General features: G+C 49.1%; 25 protein-coding genes. 17 read left to right on the top strand and 8 right to left on the bottom strand.

Features of this window, described 5'->3' with window-relative positions; translation table 11 throughout:
* The first annotated feature begins 36 nt into the window (after positions 1-36).
* The 3 genes from BUB55_RS04905 to prmC all read left to right on the top strand — a co-directional run bounded on the left by BUB55_RS04905 (position 37) and on the right by prmC (position 2,355).
* Positions 37-228: a hypothetical protein gene (locus BUB55_RS04905; RefSeq protein ID WP_073188849.1), complete on the top strand. Its 192-nt coding sequence runs from the start codon at positions 37-39 to the stop codon at positions 226-228.
* A 105-nt stretch (positions 229-333) separates the two neighbouring features.
* Positions 334-1,401, top strand: coding sequence for a peptide chain release factor 1 (gene prfA / locus BUB55_RS04900; RefSeq protein ID WP_073188739.1), 1,068 nt, complete (start codon positions 334-336; stop codon positions 1,399-1,401).
* A gap of 15 nt (positions 1,402-1,416) precedes the next feature.
* Positions 1,417-2,355, top strand: coding sequence for a peptide chain release factor N(5)-glutamine methyltransferase (gene prmC / locus BUB55_RS04895; RefSeq protein WP_143152909.1), 939 nt, complete (start codon positions 1,417-1,419; stop codon positions 2,353-2,355).
* Between the two features lie 23 nt (positions 2,356-2,378).
* Here prmC and BUB55_RS04890 read toward each other — a convergent pair whose 3' ends face one another.
* Positions 2,379-4,157: an ATP-dependent nuclease gene (locus BUB55_RS04890; RefSeq protein ID WP_073188736.1), complete on the bottom strand. Its 1,779-nt coding sequence runs from the start codon at positions 4,155-4,157 to the stop codon at positions 2,379-2,381.
* 141 nt (positions 4,158-4,298) lie between these two features.
* Between BUB55_RS04890 and BUB55_RS04885 the strand changes: the two genes are divergently transcribed.
* The 3 genes from BUB55_RS04885 (at position 4,299) to BUB55_RS14685 (ending at position 7,286) form a co-directional block, all read left to right on the top strand.
* A complete protein-coding gene (locus BUB55_RS04885; protein ID WP_073188734.1) occupies positions 4,299-5,909 on the top strand; it encodes a LamG-like jellyroll fold domain-containing protein in 1,611 nt (536 codons plus the stop codon).
* A gap of 443 nt (positions 5,910-6,352) precedes the next feature.
* On the top strand, positions 6,353-6,745 hold the full coding sequence (locus tag BUB55_RS14690) for a type IV pilin protein (protein WP_369828149.1): 393 nt from the start codon (positions 6,353-6,355) through the stop codon (positions 6,743-6,745).
* A 118-nt stretch (positions 6,746-6,863) separates the two neighbouring features.
* Entirely contained in the window at positions 6,864-7,286 is a 423-nt protein-coding gene (locus BUB55_RS14685; RefSeq protein WP_073188732.1) for a type IV pilin protein, read from the top strand.
* Positions 7,287-7,292: 6 nt separating this feature from the next.
* Here the strand turns inward: BUB55_RS14685 and BUB55_RS04870 are convergent, their stop codons facing one another.
* From BUB55_RS04870 to BUB55_RS04855, 4 genes are all read right to left on the bottom strand, one after another.
* Positions 7,293-8,579, bottom strand: coding sequence for a type II toxin-antitoxin system HipA family toxin (locus BUB55_RS04870; protein WP_073188730.1), 1,287 nt, complete (start codon positions 8,577-8,579; stop codon positions 7,293-7,295).
* The gene (locus BUB55_RS04865) at positions 8,576-8,881 is read right to left on the bottom strand and encodes a helix-turn-helix domain-containing protein (RefSeq protein ID WP_073188728.1); all 306 of its coding nucleotides are present in this window, start codon (positions 8,879-8,881) and stop codon (positions 8,576-8,578) included. The genes BUB55_RS04870 and BUB55_RS04865 overlap by 4 nt, the downstream gene beginning before the upstream one ends.
* A gap of 147 nt (positions 8,882-9,028) precedes the next feature.
* Positions 9,029-9,451, bottom strand: a complete 423-nt coding sequence (locus BUB55_RS14735) for a type IV pilin protein (protein ID WP_073188726.1) — start codon at positions 9,449-9,451, stop codon at positions 9,029-9,031.
* Positions 9,452-9,569: 118 nt separating this feature from the next.
* The gene (locus BUB55_RS04855; RefSeq protein ID WP_143152908.1) at positions 9,570-9,872 is read right to left on the bottom strand and encodes a hypothetical protein; all 303 of its coding nucleotides are present in this window, start codon (positions 9,870-9,872) and stop codon (positions 9,570-9,572) included.
* Between the two features lie 65 nt (positions 9,873-9,937).
* On the opposite strand from BUB55_RS04855, the gene BUB55_RS04850 reads away from it, so the two are divergent.
* Genes BUB55_RS04850 through BUB55_RS04805 form a run of 10 tightly spaced genes read left to right on the top strand, consistent with a single transcriptional unit; the run spans position 9,938 to position 19,108 of the window.
* Entirely contained in the window at positions 9,938-10,771 is an 834-nt protein-coding gene (locus BUB55_RS04850) for a tyrosine-type recombinase/integrase (RefSeq protein WP_073188723.1), read from the top strand.
* A 32-nt stretch (positions 10,772-10,803) separates the two neighbouring features.
* Positions 10,804-12,516, top strand: coding sequence for a hypothetical protein (locus BUB55_RS04845; RefSeq protein ID WP_073188721.1), 1,713 nt, complete (start codon positions 10,804-10,806; stop codon positions 12,514-12,516).
* Positions 12,497-13,198, top strand: a complete 702-nt coding sequence (locus BUB55_RS04840) for a hypothetical protein (protein WP_143152907.1) — start codon at positions 12,497-12,499, stop codon at positions 13,196-13,198. The genes BUB55_RS04845 and BUB55_RS04840 overlap by 20 nt, the downstream gene beginning before the upstream one ends.
* A gap of 39 nt (positions 13,199-13,237) precedes the next feature.
* Positions 13,238-14,374 (top strand): dTDP-4-amino-4,6-dideoxygalactose transaminase, encoded by a 1,137-nt coding sequence (rffA, locus tag BUB55_RS04835; RefSeq protein WP_073188717.1) that lies wholly within the window; start codon positions 13,238-13,240, stop codon positions 14,372-14,374.
* A 59-nt stretch (positions 14,375-14,433) separates the two neighbouring features.
* Positions 14,434-15,000 (top strand): GNAT family N-acetyltransferase, encoded by a 567-nt coding sequence (locus tag BUB55_RS04830; protein WP_073188715.1) that lies wholly within the window; start codon positions 14,434-14,436, stop codon positions 14,998-15,000.
* A gap of 13 nt (positions 15,001-15,013) precedes the next feature.
* On the top strand, positions 15,014-15,244 hold the full coding sequence (locus BUB55_RS04825; RefSeq protein ID WP_073188714.1) for an acyl carrier protein: 231 nt from the start codon (positions 15,014-15,016) through the stop codon (positions 15,242-15,244).
* Positions 15,244-16,335, top strand: coding sequence for a ketoacyl-ACP synthase III (locus BUB55_RS04820; protein WP_073188712.1), 1,092 nt, complete (start codon positions 15,244-15,246; stop codon positions 16,333-16,335). The genes BUB55_RS04825 and BUB55_RS04820 overlap by 1 nt, the downstream gene beginning before the upstream one ends.
* Positions 16,316-17,071: an SDR family NAD(P)-dependent oxidoreductase gene (locus tag BUB55_RS04815; protein ID WP_200778514.1), complete on the top strand. Its 756-nt coding sequence runs from the start codon at positions 16,316-16,318 to the stop codon at positions 17,069-17,071. The genes BUB55_RS04820 and BUB55_RS04815 overlap by 20 nt, the downstream gene beginning before the upstream one ends.
* Positions 17,072-17,075: 4 nt before the next feature.
* On the top strand, positions 17,076-18,137 hold the full coding sequence (locus tag BUB55_RS04810) for a ketoacyl-ACP synthase III (protein WP_073188710.1): 1,062 nt from the start codon (positions 17,076-17,078) through the stop codon (positions 18,135-18,137).
* Positions 18,138-18,151: 14 nt separating this feature from the next.
* A complete protein-coding gene (locus BUB55_RS04805) occupies positions 18,152-19,108 on the top strand; it encodes a glycosyltransferase family 2 protein (RefSeq protein ID WP_073188843.1) in 957 nt (318 codons plus the stop codon).
* Here the strand turns inward: BUB55_RS04805 and BUB55_RS04800 are convergent.
* Genes BUB55_RS04800 through BUB55_RS04790 form a run of 3 tightly spaced genes read right to left on the bottom strand, consistent with a single transcriptional unit; the run spans position 19,087 to position 21,552 of the window.
* The gene (locus tag BUB55_RS04800; RefSeq protein ID WP_234971810.1) at positions 19,087-20,856 is read right to left on the bottom strand and encodes an LTA synthase family protein; all 1,770 of its coding nucleotides are present in this window, start codon (positions 20,854-20,856) and stop codon (positions 19,087-19,089) included. The genes BUB55_RS04805 and BUB55_RS04800 overlap by 22 nt on opposite strands.
* A gap of 23 nt (positions 20,857-20,879) precedes the next feature.
* On the bottom strand, positions 20,880-21,215 hold the full coding sequence (locus BUB55_RS04795) for a hypothetical protein (RefSeq protein WP_073188707.1): 336 nt from the start codon (positions 21,213-21,215) through the stop codon (positions 20,880-20,882).
* Position 21,216: 1 nt separating this feature from the next.
* A complete protein-coding gene (locus tag BUB55_RS04790) occupies positions 21,217-21,552 on the bottom strand; it encodes an EamA family transporter (RefSeq protein ID WP_073188705.1) in 336 nt (111 codons plus the stop codon).
* Between the two features lie 292 nt (positions 21,553-21,844).
* On the opposite strand from BUB55_RS04790, the gene BUB55_RS04785 reads away from it, so the two are divergent.
* Positions 21,845-23,203: an AAA family ATPase gene (locus tag BUB55_RS04785; protein ID WP_143152905.1), complete on the top strand. Its 1,359-nt coding sequence runs from the start codon at positions 21,845-21,847 to the stop codon at positions 23,201-23,203.
* Positions 23,204-23,205 lie beyond the last annotated feature (2 nt).

Below are 23,205 nucleotides of genomic sequence, written 5' to 3'. Positions count from 1 at the left end.
TTCTTGTTTGTGTGCCTTTTTAAAAAAGAGGTCAATATGAAAAAGCTTTATGAAAAAAGTCCCTGGGAATCCGGTTTTAACGTGTTCAAACGCCGTATAGACGAACAACTGCAACTTAATGGGTTTGGCGAGGGGGCTGTCGATGACGCCGATTTGCTGCCCTTTTACCGCATGGGCGAGAGCGAAACCTACGTGTTGAGCGCCCTCGGCTGCTCCGTGGGCATGTGATTCACAGGCCAATGACCATGACCATCGTAAAGTGCGCGCCGTTTTCACTGGCAATCGCCGGCCTTTTTTGCATTCCCCACTACGTTTTTTCTAAATTTCGGCGCGATGAAAGACAAAGCGCGCAAATTAATCGAAAAGTACGAGGAACTGGAATCCGAACTCGGCAATCCCGACGTTTTGGCGGACCAGGCCCGTTATAACAAGATTCACAAGCAGTACAAGGGTATCGAGAAGGCGGTCCTCAAGGCGAAAGAGTTTTTGAAGATGACAAACGACCTTGAGGAATGCAAAGCCGCCCTCGGCGATAGTGATCCCGACATTGTGGCGATGGCCAAGGAAGAAATCTCGGAAATTGAGAAAAAGCTCCCCGCCGTCACCGACGAACTGCAGATCCTCATGGTGCCCAAGGACCCGTGGGATTACCGCAATGCTACCCTTGAAATTCGCGGCGGCACGGGCGGCGACGAGTCGGCGCTGTTTGCGGGCGACCTGTTCCGCATGTACCGCGGCTACTGCGAAAAGATGGGCTGGAAGATGACGGTTCAAGATGCCAGCGAAGGCACCGTGGGCGGTTACAAGGAAATCCGCGTGTTTATTGAGGGCGACAGCGTCTATGGCACGCTTAAGTTCGAGAGCGGCGTGCACCGCGTACAGCGTGTGCCCGAAACTGAGGCGCAGGGCCGCGTGCACACCTCTGCCGCCACTGTGGCCATACTCCCCGAGGCCGAAGAAGTGGACGTGGAGATCCGCGAAGCCGACATCCACATGGACACCTACCGCAGTAGCGGCGCCGGTGGCCAGTACATCAACAAAACAGACTCCGCCGTGCGACTCACGCATATCCCGACGGGCGTGGTAGTGAGCTGCCAAACCGAACGTAGCCAGCTGCAAAACCGCCTGCACGCCATGGAAATGCTCCGCTCCAAAATTTTGGACGAGGTCATCGCGAAAAAAGAAAAAGAAGAAGCCGCTAGCCGCAAGGCGTTGGTGGGCACCGGCGACCGTAGCGCCAAAATCCGTACGTACAATTACCCGCAAAACCGCGTGACCGACCACCGCATTGGCCTCACGGTCTACAACCTCGACAAGGTCGTGACCGGCGACTTGGACGAGATTATCTCTGGCTTGCAAATGGCAAACGCCCAAGAGAAACTCGGCAAGTTCAGCGCATAACAGGCAGGTGTCGCAGTGACTAACGCAAGCAACAAGCCCATGACGGTTCTCGAGATTTTGAACCGCACCAAGGCGTTCTTCGAAAAAAAAGGCGTGCCCGACCCTCTGCTCGACGCGCAGTACATCATTAGCCACGGGCTCGGCATGAAGAGCCGCATGGACCTCTACCTGAATTTCGAGAAGCCGCTCACGCCGGCGGAACTCGACACGCTCCGCCCGCTGGTGGCCCGCCGCGCCAACCGCGAACCGCTGCAGCACATTGTGGGCGACACCAGCTTCCGCGGGTTCGTCATCAAGTGCGACACCCGTGCCCTCATCCCGCGCCCCGAAACCGAGGAACTCGTCGACATGGCGAAAAAGCTTTTGGAGGGCAACGTGAATCCGCTCATTGTGGATGTGGGTACGGGCACCGGTGCCATCGCCATTGCCTGCGCAAAAGAGATCGAGGGCTCCCGCGTGATTGCCACCGACGTCTCCGCCGACGCGCTCGCGCTTGCCCGCGAAAACGCCGCGGCGAACGAACTTGCGGACGGCCCCAAAACGGCTGACTCCGCGGGCGGTACAAACCAAACGTCTCTCGCCAACGGGTTGTCTTTTTACGAGGGCGACTTGTTGCAGGCGCTCCCGCCAAGTACACAAAAAATCGACTGCCTCATTGCGAATCTCCCGTACATCCCCGACGGCGAAAAAGAGAACCTCCAGCCCGAGGTCGCCAAGTTCGACCCGGCGCTCGCCCTGTTTGGCGGTGCCGACGGCCTGGACCTGGTGCGCAAGCTTTTGAAGCAGACCGAGGGCCGCATGGCACCCGCTGCTCCCATCCTTTTGGAAATCGGTTCAGAACAGGCCGCCGTGCTGGAGGCCGAGGCTGCCAACTACCCGTGGCTGGAATTTGTCGCGAGCCACAAGGACTATTGCGGCAATATCCGTTTTGTGAGTTACAGGGCGCGTTCCTAAACCGCGCGCAATTCTAACCCGCGCTAGGCATCTCTACTGCCGTCAATAATCCAGTTGCACAGTTCCACAATGCCGTCGTAGTCCGGCAAATTTTGGATAAAGTTCCTGGACTTGCTCCGTTCAATAAAATTGCTCCAGGCCGCCTCGTTCTTGGCTTCCAGGCCCAGGTGCTCTTCGATGGCGCCGCGGGTCCACACCCAAATTCCCTGGCTGCGGAGCTTGGCGTGGATGCTGCGGATGGCCTTCTCGGCCTCGGGCATCTCGGCCATCATGGCGTACGCCCTAGAGGCGCTAATGTTGCTGTGCTTGTTCACCGGGAGCCCGTTCACCAGGCGCAAATGCTGGTGGAACGCGAGTTCGCGGAACAGGTTGCGGCAGAACTTGATGTCGGGGTCGTTCGCCTCCAAAAAGCCGTCGCGGGTGGCAGTGGTGAAGGCGTAGTCGAGGTCCACAATCGCGCGCACCGGCATGTCCATCGCGTCGAGCACCTGCATGCTCTTGCGGGTGTTGCTCACGCCGCCCTGGCGTACCAGGGCGCACTTGATGAGCGCAAAGCTTTGGCCCGTGATGCGTTCGAACAGCGCCGGCAGCACGCGCCACTCGGTTTTGCCCTCGGTCAAAAGCACGTAGTCGGCAAACAGGAGCTCGTTGCTGTTCGAGAGACTAAAGAGCATTTGCAGCTGGCTCGGGGCGTCTTGCACCACCTGGTGCACGGCGTCTTCCATTCGTTTGCGCATAAAGGTGCCGCGTTCCTTGTTCTTGCGGATGAGCAGCGAGGTGCTCACGTCTTCGCTTGTGACCATCTGGGCGCTGTGTGTCGCGAACACCACCTGGTAACCCTCGTTCGAGAGGTTCTTGAGCGCCACGCGCACCAGTTCCACCGCCTGCGGGTGCAGGTAGAGCTCGGGCGAGTCAATGAGCAGCAGGGTGCGGCTCAGGTAGTGGTTGTTGTGGTGCTTTTTGACCTCGGAGAGGTAGCGGATGAGCGCCATCTGGATGGCGCGCTGCGAACCCGCGCCCATGCGGTTTATGTCGCGTTCAAAGCCGTCGTCTTCGTCAATCACCTTGAGCGTCGCCTTTTTGAGGAACGTCTCGAGGGTAGGGATGGGGATGTCGAGCTCCACGCGCACGCTGGGGAACAGCGGGTGCAGCTTTTCGTTCACGTCCCTGTCAAAGCTCTGGATTTCGGCGGCCTGGTTCTCGCCGCCCGGGCTCAGCATGTCGCTGAACTTGTTGATGATGTCGTTGAACTCGCCGCCAAACCGGCGTTCCAGCGGCTTAAAAATCTCGTGCAAAAGCTTGGTGAACGCCTCGTTGCCCTCAAAGTCCCAAATGGCGATGCTCTGGGGGAACATGCGGCTAAAGGCGTGGCGGAAGGCGTCGCCCATGCGCTCCCACTCCTGGCGCTTGTCTTTGCGGCGGTTGGGCGGCACAAACGCCCACAGCTCCACGTTCTCGGGCACTTCGCCCGGCACGCGCTGCACTTTTTTGATTTTGAGCATGTCGCCTGCGAGGAACGGCTTGACCTCGGCGGCCTTTTCTTCGCCCAGGCGGTTCAGTACCGTCTCGGTGATGCCGTCAAAAACGCCTTCCACCTCCACGGGGCGGTTGGGGTCGTCAAAGTACGAGATGTCGAGCGAAAAGCGCGAAAGCAACCAGCGGATCCCCATCAAAATGTTCGTCTTGCCGGCGTTGTTGTAGCCGATCAGCGCCGTGAAGCCACTCAACGGGAAAGTCTGCCTCTGTATGGAGCGCAGGTTCGATATGGTAATCTCAGAAAGTCTTAGCGGTTGCGGTTGCATAAAAACAATATATATACAAGTTTGGCGTAAAAGTTGCGTTTTTATGCTAAAAAACACAAAAAATGCCGTTGTCTGCGGGCAACGCCTTTGTTGTTTATCGTTGTCTGGAAAGTGCCCCAAGGAATTATATTTATATTAGGTATGGTGAAATGGGCTTACGCGATACTCCTTGCGCTGTTTTTGGCCGCCTGCTCCGACGATTCGGGCGAGGTGGCTGGCAACAGCGCCGAAACCGGTTCCCCCGAACTGGCGGGTATTTTGACGTTGGATAACGGCGACCCCGCCGGGTTTGCCGACGTGCAGTGCGTGCCCCAGGGCTTTGACGCCCGCGAAGATTCCCTCCCCGAGGCCTTTACCACCACCACCGACTCCAACGGCCGCTATGCACTCGATTCCATCCCCGCCGGCAGATACTCGCTCGAGGCGGTCCACCGCGAGAGCGGCAAGCGCCTGCTGGTGCAGGGCCTCGAGCTGACTGAAAACGACAGCCTCAACCGCGACGGCGTTTTGACCGAGGTCGGCGCGGCAAGGCTTTTGGTGCCCGGCGAGTTCAGCGAAGGAGCCGAGGGAGTCGCGACCGTCTATGGCACTACCATCCTCCGCAGGGTGGCCGTGAAGAACGGCGCCGTCGTGGTCGACAGCCTGCCTTCCGATTCCCTCGACCTGCTCGTGTTCGTGGACGAGGGGGAACCCGTTGAATTTGTTCTGAATGTGGAACCCGGCGATACCGCCGTGGCTGGCGATACCCTGGTGCTCCGCTTTGTGGCGCCGCTTGCCCTCCCCGAGGGTTACGACTCCCTGCCCGGCATGAGTACCGACTTGCCGCTCGCCTTGCGCCTCGATTCCTCGAATTGCGACTTTGACGCTGTCGCCAGACTCCCCGGACTTTGGGAAGCCGCCCGCATTAGCGCCGATGGCTCCCGCAGCAAGGTGCTCCCCGTGACGCCCGCTTACTTTGACACCGTTGCCAAGCAGGCGCTGTTCTGGGTGCGTCTCGATTCTCTCAACGTGGCCGACTCCGTGGAATTCCTCCTCAACACCGCGAAACCGCCGCGCTCCGCACAGGACGTGTTCCCCACCAATAGGGTGTACAACGCCGTGTGGCATTTTTACAGTGGGGTTGACCTTGTCGAGGACGATGCCGAAAAGGCTCGCACCCCAGGAGAGGCTACCAACGTGAAAGTGACCGAAGGTGTGCTAGGCCCTGCGGCGCAGTTTAGCGGGGAAGGGAGCCGTGTCGAGGCTGCCGACTCCCTCACGGGCGTAAACGTATCGATCTCCATGTGGGTCAAGCTCAACAGCCTGGGCAAGCGCCAAGGCATTTTGACCAAGGGCAAGACCCAGTTCAGCCTGGTGTACGCACCCGATAGCGGGCTCGTTTTCAGCGTGTACCACGAGGCGGAGGCCCCTGTACTCGACTCCGCAGGCAATGTGACAAACGACACCGCCAGCTACCGCATGTATTTGGCTACGGGCGATTCCGTGGTAAAGGCGGGCGAGTGGATGTTCGTGGCGTTCAACTACAACGGCGCCGTGAGCGCCTTTGTGGACGGCGTTAAGTTGTCTATACTCAAGCAAAAGGAACCCTGGGCCGGCAAGCGCGACAGCAGTACCGCACTGGTGCTGGGCGGTTTTGACGGCGCCGTGGACGAGTTCTTTTTGGGCGGCTCCTTCCGCACCGACGATTGGACGCTCGCCACTTATTTGAACCAGAGCCCCGAATTCGCGTGGCCCAGGCTCCAGGAACGCTAAGGCGTGCATCATCCAGCGTCATTGCGAATTGTAGACAAACTAAAGTTGTCGCTAAACACGAAGGGTCGCCGTCCAGGCGACCCCTCTTTTGTCTTGTTTTTGTCACAAAAAGCTTGCAACGGGGTGTGATTTATTACACATTGGACTATAAATTTTCACAAAAAGCCCCCTTTTTGTAAATAAAAATCTATAATTGTAAGCATCCAAAACACCCCTGATGTGGCGTTTTTGAGTAAAAAAAGCAAAATTTGGTCTACTCTGTGTTGTTATGACACAAATGTGACAAAAGTTTGACAAAACTATTGCTTTTTCAAAAGAAAGTGTGTATATTAGTGGATGTAAACGAGTCGAACGCCCACCAACGGGCCGGAGGCTCAAACAAGTGTGTCACAAACAACAAGGAGTACACTATGAAGAAACAAGGTTTTACCCTCATTGAGTTGATGGTCGTGATCGTGATCATGGGCATCCTGGCCGCTGTCGCAGTGCCGAAGCTGTTCGCGATGATCGCCAAGTCCAAGGCCTCTGAAGCCGGTCCGGCAGCAGGATCCTACGTGCATATGCAGGATGCTTACTTCGTGGACCAGCAGCAGGTGGGAAATTGGAACGCTATTGGCTACACGGCTCCTTCCTCCTCAAACTTCAAATACGAAGGCAAGGATGCAACGTCGGGAAAGACATGGACTGCTACAGCTAAATTTAACACCGACGGCAAGTGCACTAGTGATGAATGGTCAATTACTGTGAACCCAACTAGCAAATCAATCAGCTACACGGCAAGCGACAACTGCCCGGCGCTGACTCCGAACTTCAAGAGCATCGGTTCATCCTCGTAACAATAGTCTTGAGTTAAATATGGCCCGCCAAAGTCCCTGTGACGAGGCGGGCTTTTTTTAAGGATTCTATTATTAACAGCCGTTATAACTATATTTTGAACGAGAGGGGCATGGCGAAATGAAGCGCGGATTTACACTTATCGAACTGATGGTCGTGATTGTTATCATGGGCATATTGGCGGCAGTCGCCGTACCGAAACTCTTCGCGATGATTGCAAAATCCAAGGCGGCCGAAGTCGGCCCTGCCGCCGGTTCGTATGTACACCGGCAGGACGTGTATATCGCCGAAAAGTTTGAAGTTGGCGATTTTAAAGCTATCGGCTACGATGTTCCGTCAAGCACAGTCTTCTCCTACACCGAGACCTATACAGCCCAAACCAAGGAGGTCTGGACTGCCACTCCAAAGGCTGGGCTCCCCGAATGTTCTTCCGACACCTGGACTGTGACATCTGAAATAAAATCTAGCCGCGGCAAGCATGTCGCCGCAACTAACTGCACTTCGCTGACTCCAAATTTCACGGCCATTGGAGCCGGACCGTGATAGCGTTTATTTAAGCAGTTCCCGCGAAATCTCCTCACGGTGGTTTTCGCGAACGCCGCAGTCCTTCGCAATCTCGTTCCAGCAGGCGACCGCATTTTCGACCTGGTCCATGATGGCCGCGTATTTGCGGATTCCGACGCGTTCCGCCACCGCCTTGAGGTCTTCGCGTGTGATATTTTCCTGTTTCATGTTCACCGACATCTGGTGGCGTTTTATCCAGCGACTCCTCGGATCGTTGGCGTAGCACAAATCGTATGCGGGCGCCAGTTTCCAGGTTCCGGTCTCGTCCATCAAGAAAGAAATGTTCTTGGTGTGGTCGTCATTGTTTTTTGCAAACACATTGAAGACCATGCAGCGGAACACGTCCTCGTCTGCTTTGGCGTCGAGCCCGAGCTTGCGCATCACGGCAAAGGAGTCTTCGTAGGAATGGCGCACGTCGCGGTCCAGGTGTGCCAAGGCCGCAAGTGTCTGCATGTGCAGTTTGGCCCCGTCAGTTTTTCTGTCGAAACGCCTAGTCATAAAATGGCAACCGCTGCTATCTTCCAGAATGCGGCACTCGCTCATGCAAATCCCAGCCTGCAAAGCCATCTTGTAGTAGGCGTATTCCACGTTGCCTATCCCGCGGGGTATTTCGGTAATGCTGTCGTGCTCGCGGTAGCTTACGCCGTCGAACTTGAGCAGCCAATAGCCGAACCCCTTTGGCGCAGGAACCTGGCCACTGCGCACTTCGCCCGTAGATTCGTTATAGGCGATAATCGCTTTGGGCTTTGCGCCCCCGGCAGAAGTGCCGACTCGCAAGATGTCGTACAAGGTCTTATCCTGCTGGACAAGCTTCTCCCTGAACTTTTCGCGGTCGCGGAAAACGCTCTCGGCCAACTTGACGAGGTCGTCCACAAGAATTTCCGTAGACTCGTCAAGCCCCGGTGTAGACAAACTGGGCTCAAACTCCAGTGCGCCCATAGAGCGCTTACCGACATAGCACAAGCGTTCCAGCGGAGTCACTGTCTCTAGCGGGCGGCCCATGGTCTGAAACCATTCCGAAATAATCTGGTCACCGAATTTGTCCGGCAGAGAATCCGCAATGAGTCCCGGGAGTCCGCGAAAACAGTTGTTCCGGTTCTCGGCAAAAGAGAAAACGCCCTTCTCCACGGGCATCTTTATGGGTGATACCGGCAACGGATTACGAACAAAGGCGGGCTCGTATTCGAAATAGGCGACACCCCGCGAAGTATCCCACGACAACGCTCCGACAGGCTTGCCCCACAATCGCACGTTTACGACAAGTTCGCTCATTTGGCCTTGCTCCGTTTTATGCGTTGGATCTTGCCTCCCTGTAGCCTGCGCAAAAGGAGCGGGCTCACGGGAGGTTCCGGCAGGAGCTGCTCTATATTCTCGAGCATGCCGAGGGAACGCAGAACGCTCAACAGAATTTGTACTGACACGGCGCCCCCGCGCTCCATCTTGGCAATCGTACCAACACCAACACCGGCAGATTCCGCCAGTTCGGACTGCATGAGCCCTTTACGCAGGCGGTATTCCTTGAGCCTTGAACCCATTTCCTTCAAGATAGAGGGGGTCGTCATTTCGTTCCACATGGTTAGAAATATACATAATAATCGTCATAAAAACAACGATTATAACAAAATTTTGCTATAATCCGCCTTTTTACGACGGTTATACATAACCATGTTCAAAATCTGTCGAGAATCAATAAAAAGCTCTCTCGCAAGAGACAAACGCAATCACGACCCGGATCCAATAGCGGTAAAGTTTGGAGTCAGGTTCGTGCAGTCCGTCTCTGCGACATGCTTGCCTCCGTGCGAATCCATCTCGGATGTCACAGTCCAAGTGCCGGACGAGCACTCGGAAAGGCCTGCCTTTGGAGTTGCCTTCCAGACTTCCTTAGTCTTGGCGGTGTAAGTCTCGGTGTAGGAGAAGACTGTACTTGACGGAACATCGTAGCCGATAGCTTTAAAATCGCCAACGGCATGCATTTCTGCAATATACACATCCTGCCGGTGTACATACGAACCGGCGGCAGGGCCGACTTCGGCCGCCTTGGATTTTGCAATCATCGAAAAGAGCTTTGGCACAGCAATCGCCGCCAAGATGCCCATGATTACGATCACGACCATGAGTTCGATAAGTGTAAATCCGCGCTTCATTTCGCCATGCCCCTCTCGTTCAAAATATAGTTATAACGGCTGTTAATAATAGAATCCTTAAAAAAAGCCCGCCTCGTCACAAGGACTTTGGCGGGCCATAGTTAGTTCAAGATAGAGGTTACGAGGAAGTACCGATGTTCTTGAAGTTCGGAGTGAGAGGAGAGCAGTTGTCGCTTGCCTGGTATTTGACCGTTTTGACGTTATCAACTGTTATTTCATCCACATCAACATACCACCCATTAGTGCAGCCATCCGGAAGATCAAAAGAGGCGTTAGCATACCATTCATAACCATTAGATGCGTCGTAAGCAAAATTTTTGGAGGTGGGCGACTCGTAGCCAATTTGCGTCCAGGTTCCGATTGACTGCTGGTCCACGAAGTAAGCATCCTGCATATGCACGTAGGTTCCTGCAAAACGCACTCTGAGTAATAGTCCTAACTTTGTCCCCTGTTTCTGGATGGTCCGGAACAAAAAAAGGAATCCCTATGCTCTTTTTTGATACCGCAATGCAGTATTTGGACAAGGAAAAATACAATCTTGCGCCGCTTTCGGTGCGGGCCTATTACTGGAATTTGAAGAAAATTTCAAATTTTTGCCCAGATTTGGAGTGCGAATACGTAACCACCGAACTGGTACAGGAATACAAGACTTACCTGATTCAGCAAGGCAACAAGCAGAGTACCATAAACAAAGCCCTTTCCGTTTTCAGGAATTTTACAAACCGGATGTTTCAAGACGGACTATTGAAGGTTAACCCGTTTGACAAAATCAAGATTGGACGGGTTTACACTCGGAGAGGCTTCTTGACAAAACGCGAACTCAAAAGCCTTTATCTGAGTTTTGAAGAAAAGAGGAGGTTCCTGACGCAAACAGAACAGGACACCATGCGGGTCTTTTTGTTCAGTTGCTTTACCGGATTGCGTTACAGCGATTTGAAAACGTTAAACGGCAACGAGATTTTCGACTGGAAAATCCGCAAGCAGATGCACAAGACGGGCGACCCGGTGTACATTCCCATTCCGGTGCAGGCGCGCCTGTTGTTGCCCGAAAAAATGACAAACGGCCCAGTTTTCAGGGTGGTCGAGAACTCCTACTTCAACAGGTCGTTGCGCAGCGCGGCACAAAAACTCGGACACAGCAAGTACATCCACTGCCACTTGGCTCGGCACACCTTCGCCACGACCTGCATAACACTTGGAATCCCGCTCCCCGCTACAAGCAAGCTGCTCGGCCACCGGAATCTGGAAACAACGTTGATTTATGCAAAATTCGTGGATCCGTTCCTGGACAAAGAAATGAGAAAGTTTAACAAGCTTTAGCCTGCATACGGGAAAAAATTTATATTAGTGATATGCTCAAGGACATTCCTGCCATAAACAAGCTGTGCCGTTCGTCGCTTTTTTTTGCAGTCTGCTTGAACATTTTTGCTTTTGCAATTTTCTTTGCTATTGGCGATGGAAAATTTTCTTCGCTAGACGACTTTTTCATGTCCGCTGTATTGACGGGCGCCTATGGTGGAGAATACGATGTGCACATGTATTTCGTCAATGTCGTTTACGGATATTTCCTGCGCCCATTCTATGCCGTACTGCCTAGCGTAAGCTGGTACTCCGTGTTTCAGTACTTTACTGTTTTTGCATCTTTCACGGCACTATGCTATGTAGTTCTGGAAAGGTTTGGCAAAAGGACTGGCAGTGTATTGGCCTTTTTGTTGCTGGCCTGTGTCTCGCCCGATTTCTATTTGCATGTGGCGTTTACCCAATGCGCGGGCATCGCGACCGCAGCAGGCATACTGCTTTTCGCCATTGGCAATGCAGAAAAGAAGCGCAACCATTTAATCTGCGGAATCGTATTAATGCTTGCCGGGTTCGTGTTCCGGAAGGAGATGTTCCTACTAGGGATGCCTACCCTCGCAGCGCTCCTTTTCTTCACATTCATACGGTTAAAAACAATCTGGAAATCATCGTTAATCGCTTTGGTCGTTCTCGCCTCTGCCTATGTAGCGCTTGGCAAGTTTGACTCCGAACATTACAAGGGGGATTACGAATTCTATGCCGCGTATCAGGGCCCCCGCGCCTATTTTGGTGACGGCGCTTTTTACGATGACAAATCTTTTGAAGCTGAATTGGATGAGCGGGGCTTGAACAGCCTTGACCTCACTTACCTACAGGCATGGTACTTTTACGACAAGAACGTCTTTTCGCTGGATAGCATGAGGCATTTGATTGAAATCGCAGATAGACATCGCTATGAGCCGAATTATGCGAAGTTTCCGGCTGCGCTTGTACTCGTATTTTCGGACTCCTTGATGCGTGGAAGTACATGGTGCTGGGCGCTTCTGTGCTTGGCTCTAATTTTCTTTTCCAACAAGCGCAATTGGTGGGTCCCTTGGGTGTCCATTGGCCTTGTTGCAATTCCTTACACATACTTACTTTTGGTGAGTAGAGTTGTCGACCACGTAGAGGTTGGGGTGTGGGCGTTGGCTATTGTATTTGTCCTGTTTTTTATGGAAAAAGACGATATTCTTGACAAGAAACAAACAAAACTTTTCTTGAAAACGGCCACAATCGTCGGTATTTCTAGTCTTATTATTTTGGGCGTAAATATCTATTTTGACAGAATGGCGACGGCTACAAAAGCGGCACGCCCCACATCTGGAACGCAGGAAGACTGGTTGGCATTCTCCTCTTACGCAAAAGAGCACCCCGATGATGTATTCCTTTTGCCATTTGAACGCTACAAAGAATTCTCAAAAAAATTCAATAATGTTTTCATCACCGTTGAACCGGGCAGTTGGAACAACATTCACTCCACAGGCTACTGGAACATGTATTTGCCCGCGATAGAGCGGGAACTGGAAAAGAGGGGCGTGACAAACCTAATCAAGGATGTGACAAAGGACAATGTCTATATGATTTCCGAAGCGACTGCATTGTCCCTTGCGCCTTTCTATAAGATTCATTATCACACACGATTGAAAACGGATACGCTGATGAGTTTCGGGAACATCAAACTGCTCAAGTACCGCGCTTTGGAGAATGAAGATGAACAAACTCAACATTAATCTTCTGCTATTCTCCGCGTTCCTTGCGTTGCTCATCTCCGTGCCAATTTTGCACCTGGACAAGGGAATTTCTATACGAGCCGGCTGGAGCCAGGGACCATGGCATCTTGTTCCATTCGGCGCAGATTCACTATCCCAACATTACAAAGACCGCTATCAGGTGCTGGACGAAAAGCCGCTAGCGAGCCTTTTGCAGGATTCAGCTAAGCCGTTGGTCATGATTCTCGTTGACGGTTGGGGAGTTCCCTATGACGAAGGTCTCCTAGAAGCGGACTTTCAGATGATTGGCGGGAAAAACGTTTCCTATGCCGTTCACAAGAGGCCGTTCCAAACGACATCCTATGCGGAATCAATAGAATACGGTAGCAGCTTTAAGGATGGGGTTGTTATTGACAGCAATGATTCTATGGGATGCGCTAAAATAGATTCCCTTATTTTGGAAGGTTCGTGGAACAAAATTGCCTGGATGGCACGTGGTACCCGCGAGGGAGACCGGGGTAAACTCCATAAACTGCTAAGGGATATTTCTGCTGTGGCGTCCAGGCATCCCGACGTTCAATTTGTTGTTCAGGGGACGCACAGGCCCATCCTCGGTACGCCTGAAACTCGGCGCAAGTATCTTGCCCCGTGGGTACCTGTGGTTTTTATCAATTGCAATTTGGAACAGTCTATTGACCGGTAGGTGAAATCCAAAGAGTAAAATAAAGTTTATATTTCCGATATGACAAAAATTCCTTTTAATAAGCCTCCCTTTGTAGGAATGGAATTTGACTACGTGAAGCAGGCCGTGGAGAGCGGTCGCATTTGTGGTGACGGGACATTCAATCTGCGTTGTCATGAATGGCTTGAAAAACATACGGGGGCCGCAAAGGCGCTCCTTACTACCAGCTGCACCCACGCTCTCGAAATGTCTGCCCGTCTCTGCAATATTGCTCCCGGCGACGAGGTCATTATGCCGTCGTTCACGTTCGTTAGCACCGCTGATGCGTTCGTGTCGCAAGGGGCAAAAAGCGTGTTCGTGGATATCCGCCCCGATACGATGAACCTTGATGAAAAGCTTGTCGAAGACGCCATAACCGAAAAGACCAAGGCGATTGTGCCGGTCCACTATGCGGGTGTCGCTTGCGAAATGGATGTGATAAACGAAATCGCGAAACGACATAATTTATTTGTGGTCGAAGATGCTGCCCAGGGCATGATGGCGACCTACAAGGGCCGTGCTCTCGGATCTATGGGCGATTTCGGTTGCTACAGCTACCACGAGACAAAGAACTACAGCATGGGTGAAGGAGGAGCACTGCTCATCAACGACTCCAAGTATAACGACCGCGCTGAAATCATCCGTGAAAAGGGCACGAATCGCTGTCAGTTCCACCGTGGCGAAGTCGATAAGTACACCTGGGTTGAACTCGGCTCTAGCTACTTGCCCAGCGAATTGAATGCAGCCTATCTTTATGCCGAACTGGAATGTGCCGATATTATTAATGATGCCCGCATGGCTAGTTGGAATGCTTACCGAGAAAGGCTTGCCCCGCTTGCCGAAAAGGGCCTGGTCGAGTTGCCGTATATTCCGGAACATTGCAAACACAATGCGCACATGTTCTACCTGAAGGTTGAAGACCTGCAGACGCGTACTGCGCTTTTGAAGCATTTGGTGTATAACGGCATTCTCGCGGTGTTCCACTATGTGCCTCTGCATTCGTCGCCCGCAGGCATGCGTTTCGGCAGGTTCCACGGTGAAGACAAGTTCACTACCAATGAAAGTAACCGATTGCTCCGTTTGCCCATGTTCTACGGGCTGAAAACAGAAGAAATTGAGTATGTCTGCGAAAAGGTGTATGAGTTTTTTGGGGTGTAATGGTCTAAATGCTCCTTGCGTCTCTAAAATAACTTATATTACAAAATAGTAGGCGTTGTATGGTTTACCCTGAAGTGATACATGGAATGTTTGTCGATTTGCGAAGCATCACGCTCGATGATGCCGAGTTTTCGTACAATATCCGTGCCGACAAGCGAAACCGCGACACCGTAGGGCAACTGGCTCCGTCACTCGAAGCCCAGAAGGATTTTATCCGCTGGCAAATGCAAGAGCCAAATGACTATTATTTTGTGGTGCTGAACAAGAAGGGCGAGCGGATTGGGCTAGTTGGTATATATGATATTCATGGTGATATGGGAGAATTTGGACGAGAGGTGAATATAGGTGAACCTGCTGAACGGATGGAAATAGGATATTTAATGGCTTGCTTCTGTGTACAGACTTTACACATAAATAGGATAAGCTATGTAATATATGCGAACAATGTAGGCAATATAAATAATGCGCAAAAGAGAGGAGGAGTCTTTATCCGTACAATAGAAAGGGGGGGGCGAAGCGCATGTTATTTTGAACAAGATTTGCGTATAGAGACTTCTGGAGCCCAAAAGGTGAGACAAACACTGGAAAGGCTATATAAAAAACATAAGAACGTTCTAAAATTATAGAAAAGGAGTTAAAATGGATATTAATGAATTCGTCAAGCATTTTGCAGAACAGTTCGAAGACACTGATGCTGCTGAATTTAAAGCTGATACCAACTTTCATGATTTAGAAGAGTGGTCATCCCTAACGGCTTTAAATGTCATCGCTATGGTTGATGAGGAATATGATGTTGCGCTCAAAGGGGCTGATGTCGAGGGTTCTGTCACCATTGAAGACCTTTTCAATATTGTAAAAGGAAGAATATAATGGCTTTCCTGTCGTTTCCAAATGTTCGGATAGCTGGATTTGCTGCCGGTGTTCCACAAAATATTGCTAGCAATCTTCATCCAACAGAGGATGACGTGATGTCTAGTGAATATTCTCCTGAAGACTATGTGAAAACGACGGGTGTTTTGGAACGCCGAGTCTCCACGATCCTAACAACGTCAGATTTGAGCTATGCTGCTGCAGAACAACTTATTGCTGATTTGGGTTGGGACAAAAAGGAGATTGGGGCTATTATTTTTGTATCTCAAACACCTGATTATATACTGCCTGCAACGGCGTGTATTTTGCAGGATCGCTTGGGATTGTCAAAAGATTGTTATGCAACGGATATGTCTTTGGGTTGCTCTGGTTGGGTGTATGGTTTAAGCTCCGTGGCATCACTTTTGACCTCTGGTATGATAAAAAAAGCACTTTTACTTTGCGGAGATGCTAAAAGTCGTTTTAGAACCACTAATTTATTACGTGATCCTTTGTTTGGCAGCGCGGGAACTGCAACAGCTGTTGAATATATGGAAGGTGACAAAGGTTTTGATTTCCATTTTGGTACAGATGGTAGTGGCTTTGATGCCATTATTACTCCAGATGGGGGTAGTCGCAGTCCGTATACAGATAAATCCTTTGTGCAAGAAAATATTAATGGAAAACATTTGTGCCGTTTGCAAACTAGAATGAAAGGTATGGATGTGTTCTCGTTTGGAATTTCAGTTGCTCCTAAATCCGTAAAAAAACTCGCCGAACATTATGACTTCGATTATGGTTCGGCTGATTATTTCATTTTCCATCAAGCGAATATGAAAATGAATGATATGATTGCAAAAAAGTTGAAGTTGCCTGCAGAGAAAGTCCCCACTTGTATGTATAAGTTTGGCAATACCTCTTCAGCTAGTATTCCGCTTACAATTGTTTCCCAGCTGAAGGGCAAATTTGAAAATGAGTCAACCAGGTTCATTTGCTGTGGTTTTGGTGTTGGCCTTTCTTGGGGAACGGTTGTTTTTGATACGAATGATGTCGTTGTTTCGCAACTCGTAGAAGTTGCAGATGAGGAGGCTGATGAGAAGTATGTTGTATAACCCATTTTCACTAGAAGGAAAAACAATCCTTATTACAGGAGCATCTTCGGGCATAGGCCAGGGAATAGCCATTGAATGCTCCAAAATGGGTGCTAAGGTGGTGATTACTGGGCGAAATCAAGAACGCTTAAAGGAAACATTTGATCAGCTTGATGGCGAAGGCCATGTAATGATTGCCGCAGACTTGAATAATGACGCCGACATTGAAAAACTTGCTATAGAGAGCCCAGTACTTGATGGCTTGGTGAATAATGCTGGTCGAGGTTTGTGCAAACCCGTAAATTTTGTTAAACGTCAGGATTTGCAGGATGTCTATCAGACGAATGTCTTTGGTGTAATCATGCTTACCAAGATGCTTTTGAAAGGCAAGAAGATTAGCAAAGGCGGGTCCATTGTTTTTACGTCTTCTTTGTCTTCTTATATGACGGCAGCAGGCCTTGCCGTTTATGCGTCATCAAAGGCTGCGGTGAGCGCCTATATGAGAACCTGCGCAATAGAATTAGGACCAAAAAATATTCGGTGCAATGCCGTTTTGCCAGGAATGGTTGAAACCAAACTGATTAATGATGGCACGTATACGGATGCGAGTAAACGAGCTGATTTAGAATTGTATCCACTTGGACGTTATGGACGTCCTGTTGATGTTGCTTTAGGCGTTGTTTTTTTGCTTAGCAACGCTAGCAGTTGGGTTACGGGCTTGGAATTGATTATTGATGGCGGAAGAAAATTGAAATAACATCATGCCAATAACATCATACAAAAATGTCGGAATAACAGCAATGGCTGCTTGTGTTCCAAAAAGGGTTATAGATAACTATAACTATGGATTAGATTTATGGTCTAAGCAGGAAATAAAAAAGATAGTTGATAAAATAGGTGTTTACGAACGTCGCTTTGCGGATGAAAAAACTTGCTCTTCCGATTTGTGTTTCTTTGCAGCAGAAAAAACAATTGCAGATAACAACATAAATCGTGATGATATTGAGTTGTTGGTCTTTCTTTCTCAGACTTCTGATTATCGAATGCCATCTACATCAATTTTACTTCAAGATCGTTTAAAACTATCTAAATCAACCCTTGCATTTGATGTTAATTTGGGATGCTCTGGTTTTATTCCTGTATTGAACATTGTCTATGCTATGATGGAAAAAAGAGGTTTTCGAAAGGCGCTGATTTTAGATGGAGAGACGAATTCGAAAGTATATTCAGCAAAAGATCGCCGAGAAGCCTTTATTTTTGGTGATGCAGGAGTCGCTGCTATAGTTGAACGGAAGGAAAAATTTGGAGCGAGTTATTTTTCTAATAATTCAGACGGGTCCCGAGGTGATTTGATAATGATTCCTGCTGGCGGATATCGCAACAGAAGCTCGATAGAGACGCTGACCGAAAAAATTGTTGATGAATATGGTAATGTTCGATCTGACGAACAAGGAACCATGAATGGAAATGATGTTTTTAATTTTGTTATAGAAGAAGTGCCCAAAGATATTAGAAACCTTTTGGGAACGGTTGGCGAAAATGTTGAAAATCTGGATTATTATGTATTTCATCAGGCAAATATGTTCATAAATAAATATCTTATAAAAAAGATGAATCTTAATCCAGAAAAGATTCCTTGGACAATTTCAAAATACGGCAATACAGCCTCAGTTTCTATTCCTCTAACAATTGTGAGTGAGTTGAAAGGAAAATTGAGCGGAACTCATAGATTGTTGTTAAACGCTTTTGGTGTGGGAATGGCTTGGTCTACGGCGATTGTTCCCTTTGTTGATTGTAAAATTAGCGATATTGTGGAAATTTGAAGAAGGTCTTGCCTATGCCTAAGTTTTCATTTGTAATTCCGTGTTACCGTTCCGAAAAGACCATCACCACTGTGGTCGAAGAAATCAAGAGCGAAATGGCCGCCAAGCGTCCGGGCGATGACTACGAGATCGTACTGGTAAACGACTGCAGCCCCGATGGCGTGTGGAATGTTATCGAGAAACTTGCCGAAACGGAAAACAACGTTATCGGCATCAATCTCGCTAAAAATTTTGGGCAGCATTCCGCCTTGATGGCGGGCTACGGTAAGTGTTCTGGCGAGTTCGTGGTTTCGCTGGATGACGATGGCCAGGCTCCGTTGGATTCTTTGAATGACCTAATCACTAAACTGGAAGAAGGTTTCGATGTTGTGTATGCCTACTATCGCGCTGTCAAGCAGAACCTGTTCCGTCGTTTTGGCTCCTGGATGGCAGGGCTCATGGGCAAATTTATGTTGGAGCCACCAAAGGACTTTGTTGGTAGTAGCTTTTATATAGCTCGCAGTTTTGTAATTCGCGAGATGTGCAATTACAAAAATTCATACCCGTACCTTGTTGGTCTTGTTCTTCGCACCACGCGTAAGATTGGATATGTTGCAACGAATCATCGCTCTCGTCTTGAAGGAACATCAGGGTATTCGTTTGTTCGTTTGCTAGGGCTTTGGCTCAACGGTTTCACGGCATTTTCGGTGAAGCCTCTGCGCGTAAGTACATTTTTGGGATTTTTCTTTGCTATTGTTGGTTTTATATACGCTATCGTGATTGTGGTGCAGAAATGCCTTGGTGTGATTGGCGTGGCTGGTTGGAGTTCGATTATTGCTCTGATGCTTATAATCGGTGGCTGCATCTTGATGATGCTCGGTCTTATCGGCGAATATGTTGGTCGCATTTATATATGCATCAACAATTCACCGCAGTATGTGATTAAAGAAATAAAGGGTTCACTCCCAAATCATTTTCCCATCAAAAAATAGTCGTATTGGATGCTTCTTTCCCGTAGGAGACTGTCCAGTGTTTTTTGACCATAACGCTCAAGTAGGGTTGGCTCATTCGAATACAGGGATTTGCCCAACCCCATAGCGCGATTTTCGAGCGAGAAACCCATTGACTCAAGTAGCGTGGGGAACATGTCAAGTGATGAATACTGGCACGCTTTTTGGGGAAGCGGTAACGTAGAATTCAGAATGAAGTTTGTCCAGTACAGTTGCTCATGCGGCGGAACATTCGCCTTTGCAGAAAGCATGTCCATCGTGTGGTCGCCCATGACTGAGATGACTGTGTTTGTAAACCAGGGCTGTTTGCTGGCCCAGTCGAGAAATTCGCTCAATTGCATCGATGCACAACGTAAGGCTTGCGGAAATTTCCCTTCCTTGTCAGTAACATTCTCCTGACACAATTCATCGGTGTAGCCGAAAGGCTGGTGCGTGTCAACGGTAAGCATGTAGAGCGCAAACGGCTTGCCGCGTTCGGCGAGGCTGTCCAGCTCTTCCTTGACGAACCCATATAACTTGCGGTCCTCGAATCCCCAGAACACCTTGTAGTCCTGCGGAATCTTTCCGGCTTCCTTGAAATATTCGATGTCGTGGATGGCGACATTTCCATGTACTTTCCAAAAGTCGCGCTTTTGCGTAAAGTCGCCACTCGACCCCTGCACGTAGACCTGCTCGTAGCCCTGATTTGCTAGAACATTCATGAGGCAACTAGCGTGTGGCAGGTAGGTGGGTAGCTTGCCGTGGTATTCGTCGATGCCCATGGGCATGTTCAGCGGGATACCGCAGAGCTTGCCCGTAATTCCCGCAATGGTCCAGCTGGTGCCCGATACATTCACGCCACCGGGGGCAAAGCCCCATTGCTTAAAGAGACTGTCAATCTCGGGGGTATATCGGGCAAAGTTCGTTTCCATCGATTCAAGGAAAATGACGATGAGATTTTTGGGCTGTTGCGGAATAGTTATCTTGACGGAATCAGGATTTGCATAATGTTCTCGGTACAACTTCGAGTCGACGGGCTTTTGGAAAAGAACGTGTAATGGGGCACTAGTCACGATTCCTGGAATAACAAGGGAGATTACGAGGCAGTATGCGGCTACGGCAACAAGAGAAAATTTTTCGAGATGTCCAAGAATTTCTAAGAACTCCCTTTCAGCAAGTATAAGTTTCAGTTTCCAAAAATGAAAAGCAACTTTGGTATTCCATTTTGACAAAAATGCGGAAAGGGTGACTAGTAGGGCTACTAAACACGCGAACAGGTAAGAAGCTGAGCGGAGCGCATCTGATATGAATGTTGATATGACGAATTCTTCGGAACCTTCGTTGGCTCCGGCAAAGACCGTGAAAAGGATTACCTCAACGTTTGAGAGAGGGAACGTGTCTATGCCCCAGGGGATTGCCTGCGAATACAGGATAAGCAAAAAAAGTACGATGCATGCAAGGACTATGCGGACAACGGATTGCTTGCGCCCAGAAATCTGTTGGCTAGAGACTGCTTTATATGAGAGAAAAAATGCAAAGAGAATTGCTGCGTAGATTGCTCCCGCATAGGGCACCAGAAAAGGAGAAATGCCGCCAACAAGTCCGCTGTCGTAGTTGTAGAACAGCACATAATGCAGTACAGGAACAATGAATAACGCCGTCAGGCTGAATCGTTTGCGACGAGTTAGGAAAACGGCCAAGATAGCTGCTACTGCTGATGCTACAAAGAAGTTGATGCTATAGGAGTCCATCTTCAAATCCGCAATTGCTATGCTCACTCCCAAAAGAATACGACAACGCCTGTTAGCACGAGTACGATTGCGATAACCTTCTGAAGATTGATTTTTTCTTTGAAAAAGAAGTAGCTGAGTACTGGGACGAACAAATACCCGCAGGCTTCAAGAGTGCCAAGTTCCTTCAAAAGAACACCGTGGTTCATTGCAAATATATTGGAAACCAATGAGAACATCATTAGTGAATAGCCGCCGATGACCCATGGATTCAGGTATTCCCGAATGAACGATGCGTGTTTGGTTGCTGCCGATTTCTTCAGTAGCATTTGAGCCACCCCGGCAACAAAGATATTGAATAACACGAGAACGTAGAACATTTTACGCCCTTGCGAACAGTGTTATGCCGCTGATGATAAAAACGGTACCAATGGCGTTTTTTAGTGTGATTATTTCGCCGAAGATGAGATTTGCAAAGAGCAATCCAAAGATTGCAGTCAAACCTTTGAACATATATGCTTTGCTTATGTGCATCCGCTTGATAATCTGCTGCCACAGCACCGCGTAGATTCCCAGCACGCCCACCGTGCAGGCGAGGAACGCGATGTACCCCGGCGAGAGGAACTCCCGCTGCGACGCAAGCTTCGAGAACACCCCCGACGAGGTGTAAATGAAGAACGTGCCGATCAGGGCGATGTATTTAAGGACGGTGAGCATCTAGCGGGGAATATAGATTTATATGTGGGAGATGGCTTGGATGCGAGGATATCTGAGTTGTTTCGGGAGCGATGAGAAATTTTTTGAAAATTTTCCGTAAACCTCTTGACAGGGGGCGTCCATGAAATTAAATTGTAGTGCACAAATGTGCATCAAATGCTGTTTTCGCCCCGTTTTTTTTAAGCATGTAGGCGGGGGAAGGAGTGAAAGATGAAAGATGTCGAAGACAAAACGCTGATTTTGAGAGACCGATGGGTTATCCTAGATTGTCGTGTGGCTGACGGGGGAACTTATGTTAATTAGATTTGAGGGGAATGAGAATGATCAAAATTTCCACGAGAAAACGCCAATGGAATTAAGCATTGAAAATTTTGCAAAAATAAAGACTGCCAGTATTAAGTTGGACGGCATAACTGCGATTGCCGGTTTGAACGATACTGGGAAAAGTACCGTGGGGAAAATTTTGTATGGGATGTTTAGCGCCATAGCCAATATTGACAAATCAGTTGTGCTGGCGAAGAAGCGTAGCATTCAGCAAGAACTCAATTCGCTTCTTCATCAGAATAACCTGAATTCGCACGGAAGTATATCTCAAAGTGCATTTAGATATACGCGAGAATTTATTGATGATTTGGTTGTTTCGGAAAATAAAACGGATGCGCTTGATGCGTATCTACGGAATCTTGAAGAAAGACAAAAAGAGTTTGAAATTACATACAATGAAGACTTGAAAACGCAAATTACCGAGTCGATAAGGAAAGTTCTGTCTATTCCAGACGAAAAAGTGGCGCAATCGGTTGTTTCGCTGGCTTTCCAAAAGATTTTCAATGAACGAATTAATAACATTGACAATCCGGATGCCGATGCTACCGTCGGGTTGTTGGTGAAAAATAGACCAATTGAATTAGTATTTCGTGACGATTCTCTAGAGTCTATGCGTAGAGAAATTTCTTTGGTTAATTCTGCTACGTATATAGACAATCCGTTCGTGTTGGATAGATTGAACCAATTGACGATTTATGAGAATAGGGAGGCTCCGTGGGTAAGAAATTTAACAAATAAGCTCATTTCGTTAAATGAGAAGAAAAAGAATGAAGCCTTAGAGGACGAAGCGCTTTCAAGAATGATTGTTAGCGAAGGCTTGCAAAAGATTCTTGATGAACTGGATGAAGTAGCTCCTGGTTCTATTGATAACACTCATGATGGATATTTGTACAGGCGGGAAAAAAGCGGAAAAGCCTTATCCGTCAATTCCTTGTCAACGGGTTTAAAAGCTTTCGCAATTATCAAACGCCTCCTCTTGAATCAAGGCTTGAAAGAAAGGGATGTTCTTATTTTGGACGAGCCGGAAGTGCATTTGCATCCTAAATGGCAGCTGAAGTATGCAGAAATCATCGTTCTTCTTCAGAAAACGTTCAATTTGACTGTTGTTGTGACGACGCATAGTTCCCATTTTTTGGAAGCCTTGGATTTGTATTCTAAAATCCACAAGACAAGTGATGTCTGCTCATACTACTTTGCTTCTTGCATTCAGAATTCTGATTTAGTCTCGTTTGAAAATGTAACGGGACAATTGGAAAAGATTTACAGTAATCTCGTTCAACCGAGTTTTCTTATTGACGAAATCAAAGAAAAGTACGGGGTTGAATGATG

The organism is Fibrobacter sp. UWP2, from assembly GCF_900141705.1.
Classification (GTDB): domain Bacteria; phylum Fibrobacterota; class Fibrobacteria; order Fibrobacterales; family Fibrobacteraceae; genus Fibrobacter.
This window is presented reverse-complemented; position numbering and strand designations above follow the sequence as displayed.